This is a genomic window from Maribacter chungangensis (assembly GCF_042676845.1).
GTDB lineage: Bacteria > Bacteroidota > Bacteroidia > Flavobacteriales > Flavobacteriaceae > Maribacter > Maribacter chungangensis.
The window spans coordinates 618,384-634,591 of the sequence record NZ_JBHTHY010000014.1; the positions used below are offsets into that span (position 1 = coordinate 618,384).

14 protein-coding genes are annotated in these 16,208 nt (G+C 40.5%); 13 read left to right on the plus strand and 1 reads right to left on the minus strand.

The features are described from left to right. Window positions 1-66 precede the first annotated feature (66 nt). From ACFQZJ_RS16950 to ACFQZJ_RS17010, 13 genes are all read left to right on the plus strand, one after another. A complete protein-coding gene (locus ACFQZJ_RS16950) occupies window positions 67-1,440 on the plus strand; it encodes a sugar porter family MFS transporter (protein ID WP_379936069.1) in 1,374 nt (457 codons plus the stop codon). Between the two features lie 109 nt (window positions 1,441-1,549). Continuing rightward, the gene (locus ACFQZJ_RS16955; RefSeq protein WP_379936070.1) at window positions 1,550-2,638 is read left to right on the plus strand and encodes a sensor histidine kinase; all 1,089 of its coding nucleotides are present in this window, start codon (window positions 1,550-1,552) and stop codon (window positions 2,636-2,638) included. 2 nt (window positions 2,639-2,640) lie between these two features. Further along, window positions 2,641-3,960: a sigma-54-dependent transcriptional regulator gene (locus ACFQZJ_RS16960; protein ID WP_379936072.1), complete on the plus strand. Its 1,320-nt coding sequence runs from the start codon at window positions 2,641-2,643 to the stop codon at window positions 3,958-3,960. A gap of 235 nt (window positions 3,961-4,195) precedes the next feature. Next, window positions 4,196-4,654: a GreA/GreB family elongation factor gene (locus ACFQZJ_RS16965; RefSeq protein ID WP_379936073.1), complete on the plus strand. Its 459-nt coding sequence runs from the start codon at window positions 4,196-4,198 to the stop codon at window positions 4,652-4,654. A gap of 7 nt (window positions 4,655-4,661) precedes the next feature. Next, a complete protein-coding gene (locus ACFQZJ_RS16970; protein ID WP_379936074.1) occupies window positions 4,662-5,024 on the plus strand; it encodes a hypothetical protein in 363 nt (120 codons plus the stop codon). A 142-nt stretch (window positions 5,025-5,166) separates the two neighbouring features. After that, entirely contained in the window at window positions 5,167-5,811 is a 645-nt protein-coding gene (locus tag ACFQZJ_RS16975) for a hypothetical protein (protein ID WP_379936075.1), read from the plus strand. A 210-nt stretch (window positions 5,812-6,021) separates the two neighbouring features. Then, window positions 6,022-7,314 (plus strand): Glu/Leu/Phe/Val family dehydrogenase, encoded by a 1,293-nt coding sequence (locus tag ACFQZJ_RS16980; protein ID WP_379936076.1) that lies wholly within the window; start codon window positions 6,022-6,024, stop codon window positions 7,312-7,314. Window positions 7,315-7,637: 323 nt separating this feature from the next. After that, window positions 7,638-8,057 (plus strand): GreA/GreB family elongation factor, encoded by a 420-nt coding sequence (locus ACFQZJ_RS16985; RefSeq protein WP_379936077.1) that lies wholly within the window; start codon window positions 7,638-7,640, stop codon window positions 8,055-8,057. Beyond that, on the plus strand, window positions 8,054-8,443 hold the full coding sequence (locus tag ACFQZJ_RS16990; RefSeq protein WP_379936079.1) for a hypothetical protein: 390 nt from the start codon (window positions 8,054-8,056) through the stop codon (window positions 8,441-8,443). The genes ACFQZJ_RS16985 and ACFQZJ_RS16990 overlap by 4 nt, the downstream gene beginning before the upstream one ends. Window positions 8,444-8,732: 289 nt before the next feature. Further along, a complete protein-coding gene (gene nhaA, locus ACFQZJ_RS16995; RefSeq protein WP_379936080.1) occupies window positions 8,733-10,094 on the plus strand; it encodes a Na+/H+ antiporter NhaA in 1,362 nt (453 codons plus the stop codon). A 108-nt stretch (window positions 10,095-10,202) separates the two neighbouring features. Continuing rightward, window positions 10,203-11,444 carry a mechanosensitive ion channel family protein gene (locus tag ACFQZJ_RS17000; protein WP_379936081.1) on the plus strand — a complete coding sequence of 414 codons (1,242 nt, stop codon included), beginning with the start codon at window positions 10,203-10,205 and terminating at the stop codon, window positions 11,442-11,444. Between the two features lie 64 nt (window positions 11,445-11,508). Then, window positions 11,509-12,729, plus strand: coding sequence for a sulfite oxidase (locus ACFQZJ_RS17005; protein ID WP_379936082.1), 1,221 nt, complete (start codon window positions 11,509-11,511; stop codon window positions 12,727-12,729). Between the two features lie 4 nt (window positions 12,730-12,733). After that, window positions 12,734-13,216 carry a monoheme cytochrome C gene (locus ACFQZJ_RS17010; protein WP_379936083.1) on the plus strand — a complete coding sequence of 161 codons (483 nt, stop codon included), beginning with the start codon at window positions 12,734-12,736 and terminating at the stop codon, window positions 13,214-13,216. A gap of 1,284 nt (window positions 13,217-14,500) precedes the next feature. Here the strand turns inward: ACFQZJ_RS17010 and ACFQZJ_RS17015 are convergent. Then, entirely contained in the window at window positions 14,501-16,090 is a 1,590-nt protein-coding gene (locus ACFQZJ_RS17015; RefSeq protein ID WP_379936127.1) for an FMN-binding glutamate synthase family protein, read from the minus strand. Window positions 16,091-16,208: the final 118 nt, after the last annotated feature.

The window sequence follows — 16,208 nt, forward strand, 5'->3', positions numbered from 1 at the left end:
ATTAACCCCTATTAAACCTGCTTCAAAGATACTTATCCTAAATGGGAGGTGCGTTAAACTTTTGTTTTGTTATATTTAGAAACTGTTAAAACTTTACGTATGAACAAAATCGTAATTTGGTCCATTACCGTAGCCCTTGCGGGCTTTTTGTTTGGCTTTGATACTGTAGTTATAAGCGGAGCAAACGAACCTATAAAACAGTTATGGGACACCTCTCCTTTGTTTCACGGTACATTTATAATGAGTATGGCCCTTTGGGGTACCGTATTCGGGTCACTATTTGGAGGCATTCCTACCAAAAAAATTGGACGTAAGAAGACCCTGTTTTGGATCGGCATACTCTTCTTCGTTTCGGCCATTGGCTCCGCCTTGGCACAAGACCCCTATTCGTTTTCGTTTTTTAGATTTATCGGTGGTTTTGGAGTGGGGGTATCTTCCGTTGCTGCTCCAATATACATTTCGGAAATCACATCAAAGGAAAATCGGGGCAAAATGGGCGGACTATATCAATTTTGGTTGGTATTCGGAATTATGATAGCCTTTGTGTCCAACTGGCTGTTAAAGGGTTTTGATGGCGCAAACGATTGGCGTTGGATGCTTGGCGTAGAAGCTATACCAGCCTTTATCTATACGCTTATGGTTCTAAAAGTACCCAACAGTCCTAGGTGGCTGTCCCTTCATAAGAAGGATGATACGGCGGCATTGAAGGTGCTGGAAATTATACATACCAAAGAAAAAGCGAACGAACAGTTACTGGAAATAAAATTGGATTTAAACCACTCCAAAGAAAGTGAAAATCTGTTTCAAAAAAAATATTCCAGAATCCTTTGGCTAGGTTTTTTCATCGCCTTCTTTAATCAGTTATCAGGAATTAACTTTGTCCTCTATTACGCACCGGAGATTCTGGAGCAAGCAGGACTAGGTGGCAAGGAATCCCTCTTCAACTCCATTTCCATTGGTATCGTTAATTTACTGTTCACCATAATAGGTGTTCGTTTACTGGACAATCTAGGCAGGCGACAACTTATTATCATTGGTTCTTTAGGGTATATAATAAGTCTAGTAATGGTGGGCCTATGTTTTCAGATGCAACTCGGCTCCACATTGACCCTTATATTTATCTGCACCTTTGTAGCCTCCCATGCTATAGGACAAGGTGCCGTTATCTGGGTCTTCATTTCAGAAATATATCCGAACAGTGTTCGCGCATACGGGCAGTCTTGGGGCGTAAGCGTACACTGGATTTTTGCCGCAATAATCACATTGATCACTCCGTTTTTCTTGGATGCTACGGAGGGAGTCCTGAGAAACGCTGTATGGTACATTTATTATTTCTTTGGAGGTATGATGGTGCTACAGCTTGTATGGGCCTTGACCAAGATGCCTGAAACAAAAGGGGTTTCCTTGGAAGCATTAGGTAAAAGACTTACAAAAAGCTAGGTTTACAGAAGCATTTCCAATCTCATAAATCCGGTTACACCCATAAATTTTCGCTATATTTAAAAATACTGGCGCATCTTTTTGGCCTTTAACTTACTCCCTAATAATAATGACAACGGCAGAAGCTAAATTAAAAGAACGGGTAAAAGAACTTACTTGTTTATACGAGGTAACATCGATTATCGTAAATTCCGATTACGATGAACTGCAAACGTCTCTAGAAGCTATTGTGTACTGTCTAAAAAGGGCCTGGCAATTTGAAAATGATACTGAAGTCTATTTACAGGTGGCCGACTATGAATCGAGGACCAAAAATTACAGTTCCGAGATGATTTTCCTACAGGTAGACATCAAGGTATTCAACAGAGTAGATGGCCTAATAAAAATCGGATATCCGGCCGACCGCTATTCAGAGGTAGACTTTCTTGAAGAAGAACGTACTTTATTGCATAATGTTAGCCTTGCCATTGGCAATCTAATGGAACGTAAACAGATACGGGATAGCGAAATGGCGGCAAAAAGACAAGTGGAGCGTGCGGATCGCTTACATATACTAGGGGAAATCACAGCAGGGATAGCACATGAACTAAACACACCCTTGGCCAATATTCTAGGTTTTGCCGAATTATTGAAGGACAAAGTAAAAAACAAAGAAAACTATAGAGATCTTGAAAAAATTATTGAAAATGCGGTCTTTAGTCGCGAAATTGTAAAAAAGCTAATGTTCTTTGCTTGTGAAATGCCACATAAGATGGATAAAATACAGCTCAATACCTTGGTTGAAAACGCCTTAAAACTACTTTCTCCCTCCTTAAACGATAAAAACATACAGCTTAAAACGTCGTTCAGCCATCCTAATATATTGTTACGTGCAGACTCGGTACAATTGACCCAAGTACTTTTTAATCTGATTATGAACGCAATTTACTATTCTCCAAAAGGTGGAAAAATAGAAGTGGTTCTGACCGAACAAACAAAAACCATCCAAATATGTATTTATGACGAAGGAAAAGGTATAGCCCCTAAAGACGAGGACAAAGTTTTTGAGCCATTTTTTACTACAAAACCCATAGGAGAAGGTTCGGGGCTAGGGCTTAGTGCGGTGCATGGCATTATCGATAGCCATAAAGGCAAGATAACACATAGACCCAATACCCCAAAAGGCACTATTTTTACGATAGATTTCCCTAAATTGTGAGTATGGCCCTACGGAAAGAAAACATCCTTCTTGTTGATGATGATGTCAATATTTTAGAACTCCTGCAACGGCATCTGCAATCCATGGATTATCATACCTACAAGGCCGTATCGGTAAAGGAAGCACTTTTTATACTAAAGGACACCTTTATAGATTTATTGATTACGGATATCCAAATGCCCGAGGTAGACGGTCTACAGTTGCTTAAATTCACCAACGAACACTACCCAAAAATGCCGAAACTTATGGTCACCGGCTACCCCTCGAAAAGCGGCACTTTAGAAGTCATAAAATCGGGTGCAATAGATTACTTGACCAAGCCATTTACCAAAGAAGAGCTAAGGGAGGCCGTTACTAAAGCATTTGAAAAAAGTAAAGTATCTAAAATCGAACCAGGACAAAAAACCCCTAAAGTCTTATATGGGGATATGGTCGGTACCTCTAAACCTTTTCATAAGGTTATAACGATAATTGATAGGGTAAAGGACAACAAGGCTACCGTACTCATAACCGGGGAAAGTGGCACAGGAAAGGAACTGGTAGCAAGGGCCATACATTATTCCGGCAAATATTCACGTGCCCCTTTCATTGCCGTAAACTGCGGAGCCATACCGGAGAATTTGCAAGAAGCGGAACTCTTTGGCTATCTAAAGGGTGCATTTACAGGAGCAAACGAAAACAGAAACGGGTTTTTCCAAGCTGCACAGGGCGGCACGTTGTTCTTGGACGAGATTGGATCGGCTTCCCTGGCCGTGCAAACAAAATTATTGCGCGCTTTACAAGAAAAAGAAATTACCAGGATAGGCTCTAGAAAAGTAGAAAAAGTGGATCTACGAATTATAGCTGCCACAAATGCCGATCTCTTGGAAGATATCAAAAACAATTCCTTTAGGGAAGATCTTTACTATAGGTTAACCGTAGTAGAAATACTTGTGCCTCCCCTTAGGGAACGTAAAAACGATATACCGCTGTTAGTAGAAAAGTTCTTAAGAAAATATGGTGTTGAGTATAAAGACCGTCTTTTACGAATATCCCCAGAAGCCATTCTAATCTTGCAACGCTACAACTGGCCGGGAAACATAAGGGAGTTGGAGAATATAATCCAACGGGCGGTAATTATGTGCGATGGCATGATTGAAGTAAAGGACCTTCCGGACTTTTTAAAATTCAAAATAGATTTTCCGGACACAGAACTACTTCCCCTTAGGGAAATGGAAAAAGAATACATAAAACGAGTTTTATTACATACCCAAGGTAATAAGACAAAAGCTGCGGAAATACTTAAGATAGACCGTAAAACATTAAGGGATAAGTTAACTTGAACCTAGCCCAAAGTAGCCCGGAACAAGTTTCCGGTTATTGTAGTGTACTGGGGAAATTTTCCTCGATCGAGGAAAATTTCCCCAGTTAATAAAATACTATACTATATTTATTGATATTTTAATTACTTGATTTTAAAAGATTTACGCCGATTTAGCCTAATACTCCAGTTTATAGGAACAGATTTTGCCTGTAGGAAAACGCAAAACAAAGTTAGGAACCAGTTATCGGAAACAGATGAAATACGGAAAACTAATACTGGAAAAAAATGAATTCAAGTTAATAAAACAGTACCTGAAACTAAATCATACATACCAGGACTATGCACATAAAAACACTTTGGATACACTAGAAAAATTAATGTCGGAAGCCATGATAGTGGATGAAGAGCATGTACCGTCGGATGTTGCCCGGTTGTATTCGTCCATTACCGTAACATGCAATTCCCAATGGCAAGAGATGTTTATTTTAGTGGCTCCATCAGAAGAAAACATTAGAAGGAACAAAACATCTGTTATGAGTACCTTAGGCGCCTCTATCATTGGGCTATCTCAAGGTGATGTTATTAAATACGGCCTACCCGGAAGCAGTATGTCCTTAAAAATAGAAAAGGTAGAGCCCCGTAAAAATAGAAATAACCGATCGTTGTCAAAAGAAGTATTGGATAGTACAATGTCTGAAGTCGATAAAAAATAATACAGCTATGTTTAGATTTTTTTTAATTCTAATTTTTGCCATGGGTATGCAAAATGTCCACGGCAATAACAATGAGCCCCAACAAGAGGTGCAAGTAGGGGATATTTATGAAATAGGAAAGTCCGAAACCGGCACTTATCAATACATCAGTTTTCCGCGTGCGAATTTCATTATTAAGAAAGGTGGGGTTGCCAATTATAATCATGCAAAAGGAAAGAGCGTTGTGGTAACCTCGGTTGAAGAAAAAAAGGACGGAACTACACTAATAACTATTAAACGACAAGACGGCGGCCGTTTTTTCGGAAGCCATACATTCGTATCCGTAAGCTTTAATGAAGCTATTACGTCTGGAGAACTACAGGCGAAATAGTAGTTTTGGTTGATGTGATCCACCTGGTCTATTTCCGTTTTGTTTTGCTCAAATCAAAGACAATAGCCGGGTGGATTTTTTTTTAAACACAATTCGTATAATTTAGTAAAATAAAATTATAGAGAACCTTAAAAAATAGATAATGTTTACAAAACTTACAGTTTTACAACGTATTTCGGTAGGCTTGATCCTAGCCATCGCATTTCTTTTGGTTCTGGGTTCCAACCGTTTGGACAAAAGACATTTCTCCACCATTCAAAATACGGTCAACTCAGTTTATAAAGACCGTGTAGTAGTACAGAATCTAATTTATGAAGCCAGCACTATTTTCCACAAAAAAGAATTACGGTACAGTCTGGACAAAACAAACCCTTCGGTACACGGTATAGAAAATGAACAGTTAGAAAGCATTCTTGCTCAATTTAGAAAAACAGAATTAACATCAAAAGAATACAACCTACTTCTTGAACTAACTGCGAGTTTTGAAGAATTTTTATCCTTGGAGAAGGACCTATCCAATACCGCTATTACCGAACCCAAAAAAATAGCGGTACTGGCCGCTATTAATGTAATGGAACAGCAGCTTCACGGACTTGCCAAAATTCAACTTGAAGAAAGTGAACAATTAACAGAACTTTCAAACAAATCTTTGGATATGAACGTACTCATGTCAAGATTGGAACTGGGTTTTATGATCGTCATAGGAATAGCCATGATGGCGCTCATCTTTTATCCAGTAAAAAAAATGGTACCCTCCACAGAGGATCAGGTATCCAAGCGAACATAACTCACAGCACAATGTAAAACGCACGAACAGCAATTACTAAAAAGACCTAGATTCTACGCATTGTCCCCTATCAATAAGGACGTTATAAGTTCCTGATGAGAAAGCTGTATGGCTTGGGTAGAATTTACAAAGCTTTTTTCAAAGAGTTTATCGAAATCACTTCAGATTATCTAGTTTTAGCGTATCGAACAAATATTTTAAATCAAATATATGACTACAAAAATAGCAACGGTAAAAAAGAAGCGAAAGCAGGGCATGTTGGATAATGTAATGCGCCAGTTTGACCATGCGGCAGACATCATTCATTTGAATGACAACATTAGAAAAATACTCGAGGTAACCAATAACGAATTGGTAGTACATTTTCCAGTTCGTATGGATAACGGCGAGGTAGAAATTTTTACCGGATACCGCGTACAGCACAATAACGCCCTAGGGCCATATAAAGGTGGTTTAAGGTACCACCCAACCGTGGATATCGATGCCGCGCGGGCATTGGCAATGTGGATGACCTGGAAAACCTCGTTGGCCGGTCTTCCCTATGGCGGCGCAAAAGGTGGTATACAATTAAATCCAATAAAGTACTCACCATCGGAATTAGAACGGATTACAAGAAGGTTCACCTATGCGCTAGGAGATAACATAGGCCCGGAACTAGATATTCCCGCACCCGATGTGAATACGAATCCACAGACCATGGCCTGGATTCTAGACACCTATATGTCTACCAAATCCCCAAATGAACGCTCTAAGAATTCCCATGTGGTTACTGGTAAACCTATTGGTGCCGGAGGCTCTCAAGGTAGGGATCGCGCTACGGGTTATGGAGTGTTCCTAACCATTAAATTTTGGGCAGAAGCTAATGGAGTTAGCCTTAAAGATAAAAAATTCATCGTTCAAGGCTTTGGAAATGTGGGCTACTGGGCAGCTCATTTTCTTGAGAAAGAGGGTGCCCTACTAACCGGCGTTCAAGATGCCTATGGCAGTATTTACTTTGAGACGGGGATTTCGGTAGAGAATTTATTGGAATACACAAAGGCCAACAAAGGCAGTATAGTGGGTTATGCCGGCGCAACACCGTTGGACAATTCGGATTTCTATGCCCTGGACTGTGATATTTGCATCCCTGCAGCCTTGGGAAATCAAATAACGAAAAAAAACGCCGGTAGTATAAAAGCGAATCTGATCGCAGAAGGTGCAAATGGCCCAACAGATGTAGAAGCTGAAGAAATTCTGCTTAAAAAAGGAGTAGACATCATTCCGGACATCCTTTGCAATGCCGGTGGTGTTATCGGTAGTTACTTTGAATGGCTACAGAACCGTAATGGAGAAATTTGGCAGTTGGACGAAGTGTTGACAAAGCTGGAAAAGAAAATGAAAGAATCTTTTTTAAAGGTTATGGAAACAGCTACAACCAGAAATGTAGACATGCGTACCGCTGCATTTATAATAGCCATAGAAAGACTGGAAGACACCTATGTTCAGCGTGGTATTTTCCCATAAATTAAACCTTGGCCCAATGGTTTCTTTCAAAAAAAACTTAAGAGGCTCAACTTTAGTAAACTACCTCGGGGCAAGCCCGCGAGGCATTCAAAGGAAACGAACCTTTAATTTCGAGGCAAGCCTCGGGGTATTATACCCTTTGGCGGTGCCAATAAAAATAGATATTGCAAAGCGAACCTTAAAAATGACAAACGGTCTTGGGGTCCTTTCTAAGGTTTAGTGATAATCACTCTAAGACCATGTCATTTTTTAAACCTCCCTTTTTTGAAGAAACTTAACCCGTTTCTTATTTGTAAGTGGAATCGTTAAAAAAAATTATACCTATGAAATACACCAATCTTATTATAGAAAAAAAAGAATATGTTATTCTAAAGCGTGTGCTCAACATATCTGGCTACCACCAAGACATAACACTGCGTAAAGCGGTAGGCAAGTTGGTTAAAGAACTTGAATCTGCAAAAATTTGTGACGAAGTTGATATGCCTGCGGACGTGGTTCGCTTCAATTCCGAAGTTACCATTGTTTCAGAAAACGGATGGCACAAAAAATTTCAGTTGGTACTGCCAAAATCAAGCGATGTAAAGAACAATAAAATATCATTGTTAACCCCAATGGGTGCAGCGGTTATGGGGTATGCCGAAGGAGATTCCCTAGTATGGGAGTTTCCGTCAGGGGAACAGAACCTTACCATAGAAAAGGTATCGCAGGAAAATATACAAATAAACGTAAACATGATATTATGAACGCAACAAGACCATTTTACAGTCATGAGCCCGATGATAAGATCATGATCAAAAAAGACCAATTAGAAATTGGAAACTGGACAGATGACCTAGAATACATTAATGAAGAACTGGAATATCTGTTAGATATAGAGGACCGCATAATCAATAATGCCCAATTATATCAAAATTTACATGAGATAAGACGGGAAAACCAATTGCGCTTGGGAGAGTTATACCGCTACGAAGGTAATATTAGAAATGCAAGAGAATGTGACACAGCGGCGTGCGATGCCTTTTATCTTTATAACCATGAGAAAACAAGAACTAATTACATGGCACATCTAAAAAAATACAGAAGTATTAAATCAAAAATATTTTCTCAAATATTGCAAAACCGGGATTAATCCGAGACAATGGCAATACCGATTATTACCATATAAGTAGCCCCGGAAAATGACAGGTATTGTAGGTAGCATTCATATAAGGATGTCAATTTTAAGACCTTGCAGGAAGAATTAATCCCTAATCCAAAGAGCATCTGTTCTTTGCTATGCCCATCCTTTTTAGAAAACGGTGCAGCCCCTATGTTCCGAGCCTTTTATGCGTAGTGGTTTATGAATCTGCCTAGCATAATAGACTAAAGCAATTACGATAAACAAAAAACTAGCTAGCGCTTTTATATAATTTTACTATATGATCAAAACTATACTACTCACTCCATTTCAAAAATTTGTCAAAATTGAAAGTTTTAGTGGAATCCTGTTACTTGTTACCACCATTATCGCACTAGTTTGGGCAAACTCACCGTGGGGGGAGGTCTATAGTTCACTTTGGCAGTTCGAAATTGGTATTACCTCAAGCTATTTTGAACTTAAAAAACCTTTACTTCTATGGATCAACGATGGTTTTATGGCCATTTTTTTCTTTCTCATAGGTTTGGAAATAAAGAGAGAGCTGTTGATCGGGGAACTAAACTCAGCAAAAAAAATGGTGTTCCCATTGGTTGGTGCTATCGGTGGTATGGCCATTCCCGTACTATTTTATGTCTTTCTTAATGAAAATCCGGAGACGTTCAAGGGATGGGGAATACCCATGGCAACTGATATTGCCTTTTCCCTGGCCATTCTAAATCTGTTAGGAAGCCGTGTACCGTTAAGCTTAAAGATTTTTTTAACTGCCTTTGCCATTGTAGACGATATTGGTGCGGTACTTGCCATAGCCATCTTCTATAGCAGTAATATTGACCTCACCATGCTAGGTAGTGCTTTTGTCCTCTTAGGCATTCTATATGCACTGTCTTACCGCGGTTTTTTTTCAAAGTTTTTACTCGTGGTCTTCGGAGCCATAGTTTGGACCCTTTTCTTAAAATCGGGTATACATCCTACACTGGCCGGAATCTTGTTGGCCTTTTCCGTACCTATTCAACAAAAAATAGAGACACATGCTTTTATAGACAATCTTGAGGCAATTATTCAAAAAATCAAAGGTGCAAAACGACTTGATACCCCTATTTTATCCAGAGAACAGATTGCACATATAGATGATCTTGAAAATTGGACAGACAGGTATCAGTCTCCGCTACAGCACTTGGAGCATGGTTTACATGATTGGGTCGCTTACTTTATAATACCGCTTTTTGCACTGGCCAACGCGGGCGTTATTATTTCCGCAGACCTAACCTTGGACACTGCCATGATCGTTACCCTTGTTGTTTGTCTCGTCTTAGGCAAAGGCCTTGGGATAACCGCAGTAGTTTTTATAGCGCAAAAACTTAAGATAATAGAGATTCCGAAAGACCTAAGACCACAACATATCGTTGGTGTGGCCTTCTTGGCGGGAATTGGGTTTACCATGTCTATTTTTATAGGTAGTCTAGCCTTTGCGGACAGTCCAATGTATATAGACTCCGCCAAAATAGGAATTCTCATAGGGTCTTTTGTTTCAGCTATTCTAGGCTATGCGGTACTAAGGTTCACCAAAAGAAGTGATAGTATTACACCAGATTTGCAAACTATCATAAAGGAACGACCGGAATACGACAAAACCATTCTTTAAAGGTCCAATCCGTAATCTTTGTCGGGTACTTAGAAATGGTATTGCCCTATCATTTGTACGGTTCTGGGAATAGAATTAACTCCTGTATATTTGCAGTAAGAATACTATATGAAAGACGGAGCTAGCAGAATACTGTATGATTATTTGTTAAAAACAGGAATGAGCGAAAATGTAGCTGAATACCTAAATATGGGTATTTTGCTCTTTCTGGTTTTTGTTCTTACCTATATTCTGGATATCATTGTTTGGAAATTACTACGTTCCCTATCCATAAAATTAGCAAGAAAATCAAAGACCAATTTTGATAATTTTCTTGTGGCACATAAAGTACCACGTTATGTAGCACATATACTCCCCATAATATTATTGTTCGATTTGGTTCCCTTGGCCTTGGCAGACTTTGAGTACGCCGCAAAGATTGCGGAAAAAATACTTCAAGTACTGTTTGTAGTCCTCGCTATTACCGTGGTAAAAAAAGTATTGCGAAGTACGAACGGCTACCTAAAAACTAAACCAAGGTTCCGGGACAAGCCTATGGACAGTTACATCCAGGTCTTTATGATATTTATGTGGATCATAGGTATACTCACCATATTCGCCATTGTTACAGAAGTTAGCATTCTAAAATTCTTTACCGCCTTAGGAGCCGGCTCGGCCATAATCTTATTGCTATTCAAGGATTCTATCTTAGGATTTGTAGCCAGTATACAAGTAAGCATCAATGACATGGTCCGCATAGGTGATTGGATCACGTTTGAAAAATACGGCGCAGATGGAGACGTAGTAGAGATTACATTAGCTACCGTAAAAGTGCAGAATTTTGATAAAACCATTACTACTATCCCTACCTATGCACTTATATCGGACTCTTTTAAGAATTGGCGCGGTATGCAGGATTCAGGAGGCAGACGTATTAAACGTGCCTTGATCATAAGTCAAAAGAGCATTTCTTTTCTTTCGGAAGACGATATCGTTGCGCTACAGAATATTCAATTGATAGCGCCCTATTTAAACGCCAGAAATAAACAAATTATAGAGTACAATACCCAAAACAATGCGAACAAGGATTTAGCGATAAACGGAAGGAACCTGACGAATTTGGGCGTTTTCAGAAAATACATTTCGGAATATCTGGAAAACCATTCCGCCATCAATAAAGGTATGACCTTAATGGTACGCCAATTGCCGCCTAGCCCACAGGGAATTCCGTTAGAGATCTATGCCTTTAGCGCAGATAAGCGTTGGGAAAACTATGAATATGTAATGGCCGATATTTTTGACCATCTCTTTGCGGCGCTACCCTATTTCAAGCTTAAGGTGTTTGAGCTGCCTACGACCTTGGCACAATAAAATGAATCGATCTAACGGTCAAAAATCCTAAAAAGTCATATCTTGGAGTTATAAAGAATGTACTATGAAAAGAAGAAAGTTCATAGGCCGAACCGCTTTAGCAGCGATAACCAGTGCCTTGGGTTCCGAAATTGTCTTTGGCAATACTTTACCGGACGGCTATACCCTTTTGGGATTACAGGATCCAGACCCGTTTTCCATGTTCAATAAAGATAGTGGCATGGTGCTACTAAACGACAGGCCTTGGAACATGGAGGCACAGGCACATCTCTTAGATGACAAGGTAACACCCAATAAATACATTTTTATAAGGAACAACGGTTTGGTCCCGGAAAATATAGATGTAGACAATTGGACACTTACCATAGACGGCGAATCGGTTGTCAGTTCCAAAACGTATACTCTTGCCGAGCTAAAATCCAAATTTCAGCAACATACCTACCAACTTACATTGGAGTGCGGTGGTAACGGCCGTTCAGAATATAACCCACCTGCAAAAGGTAACCAATGGACTATCGGTGCCGTCTACTGTGCGGAATGGACAGGTGTCAGATTACGGGATGTACTGGAAGATGCGGGAATAAGGAACGATGCCGTATACATAGGATATCACGCTATAGACGAGCACCTTAGTAGGGACCCTGAAAAAGAACCTATTTCCCGTGGAGCGCCAATGGCCAAAGCCTTACAGGACGAAACCTTGTTGGCCTTTAAAATGAACGGGGAAGATATTCCACTGGTACATGGGCACCCCTTGCGGTTGGTTGCGGGTGGCTGGCCGGCATCCGTTTCCGGTAAGTGGGTGCAGCGCATTAGTGTTCGCAATAAGGAACATGATGGACCTAAAATGACGGGAGATGCCTATAGGGTTCCCTGTAATCCTGTAGCTCCAGGAGAAAAGGTCTCGGAAAAAGACATGTGCATTATAGAATCCATGCCCGTAAAATCGTTGATCACCTATCCCAAAACCGGAGCTATAATTTCCGAGGGGAAAAAACTGAATATAAGAGGTCATGCTTGGGCCGGCGAATTGGAGGTTTCAAAAATGGAATACTCCATAGATTTTGGAGCTACGTGGAAAGTCTGCACAATTGAAAAACCCGCAAACCGTTTAGCATGGCAACACTTTTCCGCACAGGTTAGTTTTCCTAAAAAAGGATATTACGAAATCTGGTCACGGGCAACCGACAGTCAAGGAACCGCACAACCCATGCTTATTCCGGGGTGGAATCCTAAAGGATACCTCAACAATGCATGCCAACGAATAGCTATTAAAGTCGGCTAAATAGATGGAGGATAAGACGGCTAAATTTAGGAAAAGTGTACGGGGTATTTATAGGTTGATGCTCATCCTCTGGTGTTTTATTGGTATCATAACCATAATAGGTGTTTACCTTATAGCAGATCCTAGTTTATCCGCATTTATAAATCAAGAACCCGAAAAAACTACAATAGCAATTTCAGGGGAAGATGATTACGATAGAATAGAGAATGGTATACATGTACGGACCGGACTTGTAGATGCTCCCGGACTTATGGAAACGGTTAACAACTGCACCAATTGCCATTCCTCTAAACTAGTAACGCAAAACCGAATGAGCAAAGAGCGTTGGAAAGCCACCATTCGGTGGATGCAAGAAACCCAGAATTTATGGGATTTGGGGAAAAACGAAAACGTAATTATTGATTACCTCGTAGAAAACTATCCTGAAAGAACAACCGGAAGACGAGAGAATTTAAGCGAAATAGAATGGTACGTTTTAGAACCATAGGACTAGGGCTTACAACCAAATTTCATATCTAAGCCAATATAAAAGCAGGTTTTGGAACTTTACAATTAACAATCCGATCGTTCTAGTTCAGTGTTATATGATTTAAAGGAACCTAAATTTTTTGAGCGACCAAGAAGTCGGTAATACTAAAACTAAGAGGGTTAAACACTATAGATCAAAGCGTGAAACGTCCTTATTTTGTTCCCATAAGATCTTAACCTAGCGATACAGTTCCTATGAAATTCCTTTATTCTGTTTAATTTGTTCATCTCTTTTTTCATAACTCTTTAGTTTTTTGACCCGTATGAAGCTACATAAAAGTATATTATATTTACAATTACTTAACGTTAATTTTACATAAAAATTGTATTTGTCATTAAAGAAGAGAAAGCTTGTTGACAATTTTCTGTATTAAGATTAACTGTTTGAGGTCTTACTATCGCACGGAAAAAAGAATAATTATGGCTTGGCCAAACTGCAAATCCAATTCACTTTTTATAGCAGTGGTTTAAACTTTTCGCGTTAAAGCGAAAATTAGCGACTGTTGAACATTTGAAGACTTTTTGGGTTGCGTAGCATCGCTGCGAAAGAAAAAAAGACAGGGCCGAAACAAAAGCCAACAATTTGGCTTTTGAATGAGGAGCCAGCTGCAGTGCGCAATGCAAAAAGAGCAATTTTTATCGAATTTAAAAAGTTTAAATTACTTAGCTCTAGTTAAAAACGGCATTGATTTACCAAATCCATAAACGTATCGTTTAAAAGCGGTCGCTAATGTTCGAAGCCCTTTGGGCTATGGATCGCTTGCCCATTTTTCTTGACAGGCACTCCTTTTTTTTGAACAAACTGTTCCCATTATGGTTCCTTCCCCTGCAAAGGGGAAGGAACACAGACCGAAAATGAAAGTGTATAGCGATAATTTCAAAAGGTTCTATTTTGCTTAGTACAACATAAAGCTGTCAACGCGAAATAAAACTACAGCCAATTACTTCATAAAGCAATAAAAAAAGACGGGCAAGAATTTCGAACGCTATTGTTCTTCAGGTAATTGGCTATGATGCTACTATACTTGCCGTCCAATCTAAACGCACCGATAAACAAAGCGAAGCAGATTGACGCCAACTGTAAAAAAAGTAAACTGCCTCGGGGCAAGCCCGCGAGGCATTCGAAGGAAACGAACCTTTAATTTCTAGGCAAGCATCGGGGTATTATACCCTTTGGCGGTGCCAATTAAGTTGAAATGGATTTTGGCCTTTTACTATAGCCAAAGTCGAACTAACGCATATTCTATTTCATGATTCGCGTCAACTGAAAATAACGGGCATAGCTTTCTGGAATTTGGGAAACATCCAACAGACTTCCTTCTGGGATATAGGGATAAATCTCGTCATAGTTCTTTACCTCGAACATGCCCATACGTTTGCTAATGTGTTCTCGGCGTAGCTCCTCCGGGCCATTGAGTCCGGCAGCTGCTATAAGTTCCAAGCAACTTTTTACGGTGGCATCATGAAAATTCTTTACTCTAGGCGCCTTATCCGCCACTACAAGTCCCTTCATAAGTGATTTGTTCTGGGTGGCCACACCAACGGGACAGGTATTGCTATTACACTGCAGGGCCTGTATACAACCTACGGCCAGCATCATGGCGCGGGCACTATTGCAGCCGTCCGCTCCAAGGGCCATGGCCCGCGCCATATCGAACCCGGTAATAATCTTGCCGGCGGCAATGACCTTGATATCCTTTCGTAATCCAAAACCCGTGAGTGTATCGTGTACAAAGATCAGTCCCTCGCGCATGGGCATGCCCATGGTATTGGAAAATTCTACGGGTGCCGCACCTGTTCCTCCCTCACCACCGTCTACCGTAATAAAATCGGGTGTGATACCGGTAAAGATCATCGCCTCGCAAAAATCCATAAATTCCTGTCTACGACCAATGCACAACTTAAAACCTACGGGTTTGCCATCGGACAGCTCCCTTAACTTTTCTATAAAATGCATAAATTGTATAGGGTCGTTAAAGGCCGAATGCGATGGTGGCGAATGCACGGCAATACCAGGTTTTACGTGACGTATCTTTGCTATTTCAGGAGTGTTTTTTATTGCTGGCAGAATACCTCCATGCCCCGGTTTGGCGCCTTGCGAGAGTTTGATCTCTATCATCTTCACCTCGGGTCTTAAGGCATTTTCCCTAAAGGTAACCTCGTTAAACGTACCGTCGTCCTTTCGGCATCCAAAATAACCAGTACCTATTTGCCATATAAGATCGCCACCGGGCTGCAAATGATAATCGCTAATGGCACCCTCTCCCGTATTATGGGCAAAGTTGCCCATTTTGGCCCCTTGGTTCATGGCAAGGACCGCGTTCTTGCTCAAAGAACCATAGCTCATAGCGGAAATATTCAAAAGACTGGATGAGTACGGTTGTTTACAGTCCTTGCCGCCGATCAACACTCTAGGAAAATCACTTATCTCTTTAGGATTGCTCTTCGCGTACATGGAGTGCTCCATCCACTCATAGCCAGATTGGTAAAGGTCCATTTGTGTGCCAAAGGGCTCTGTATCCGTTTCCCCCTTCGCCCTGCGGTACACGGTAGACCGTAAAATACGGTTCAAGGGTTTCCCCTCCGTATCCGTTTCCACAAAATACTGCATAATTTCGGGCCGTATCGATTCCAGCACATACCGCATTCTTCCGATTACGGGAAAGTTGCGCCGTATGGTATGGTGGGTCTGTAGCATATCAAAAATACCCATAAGGACCAAGGGCGCCACAAGTAAGAAAAACCATAAGACCGGAGGCCAAACAAAGGATACAGATAAGATGGAAACGATGGCGACAACGGATATCAACACAAAGAGTTCACGAACTTTCATAGCGTAGCGAATTAATGACAAGGCACCTACTTCGGTGCCTAAATATGCTGGCAAAGTTAATCATTATAGCCTTAAAAAAATGGTTCAACAACTCGCTAACACTATTTTATTCCCGTCC

Coding starts and splice junctions, on each gene's coding strand:
- ACFQZJ_RS16955 (WP_379936070.1), top strand. CDS start 1,550: ATGACAACGGCAGAAGCTAAATTAAAAGAACGGGTAAAAGAACTTACT.
- ACFQZJ_RS16960 (WP_379936072.1), top strand. CDS start 2,641: ATGGCCCTACGGAAAGAAAACATCCTTCTTGTTGATGATGATGTCAAT.
- ACFQZJ_RS16965 (WP_379936073.1), top strand. CDS start 4,196: ATGAAATACGGAAAACTAATACTGGAAAAAAATGAATTCAAGTTAATA.
- ACFQZJ_RS16970 (WP_379936074.1), top strand. CDS start 4,662: ATGTTTAGATTTTTTTTAATTCTAATTTTTGCCATGGGTATGCAAAAT.
- ACFQZJ_RS16975 (WP_379936075.1), top strand. CDS start 5,167: ATGTTTACAAAACTTACAGTTTTACAACGTATTTCGGTAGGCTTGATC.
- ACFQZJ_RS16980 (WP_379936076.1), top strand. CDS start 6,022: ATGACTACAAAAATAGCAACGGTAAAAAAGAAGCGAAAGCAGGGCATG.
- ACFQZJ_RS16985 (WP_379936077.1), top strand. CDS start 7,638: ATGAAATACACCAATCTTATTATAGAAAAAAAAGAATATGTTATTCTA.
- ACFQZJ_RS16990 (WP_379936079.1), top strand. CDS start 8,054: ATGAACGCAACAAGACCATTTTACAGTCATGAGCCCGATGATAAGATC.
- nhaA (WP_379936080.1), top strand. CDS start 8,733: ATGATCAAAACTATACTACTCACTCCATTTCAAAAATTTGTCAAAATT.
- ACFQZJ_RS17000 (WP_379936081.1), top strand. CDS start 10,203: ATGAAAGACGGAGCTAGCAGAATACTGTATGATTATTTGTTAAAAACA.
- ACFQZJ_RS17005 (WP_379936082.1), top strand. CDS start 11,509: ATGAAAAGAAGAAAGTTCATAGGCCGAACCGCTTTAGCAGCGATAACC.
- ACFQZJ_RS17010 (WP_379936083.1), top strand. CDS start 12,734: ATGGAGGATAAGACGGCTAAATTTAGGAAAAGTGTACGGGGTATTTAT.
- ACFQZJ_RS17015 (WP_379936127.1), bottom strand. CDS start 16,090: ATGAAAGTTCGTGAACTCTTTGTGTTGATATCCGTTGTCGCCATCGTT.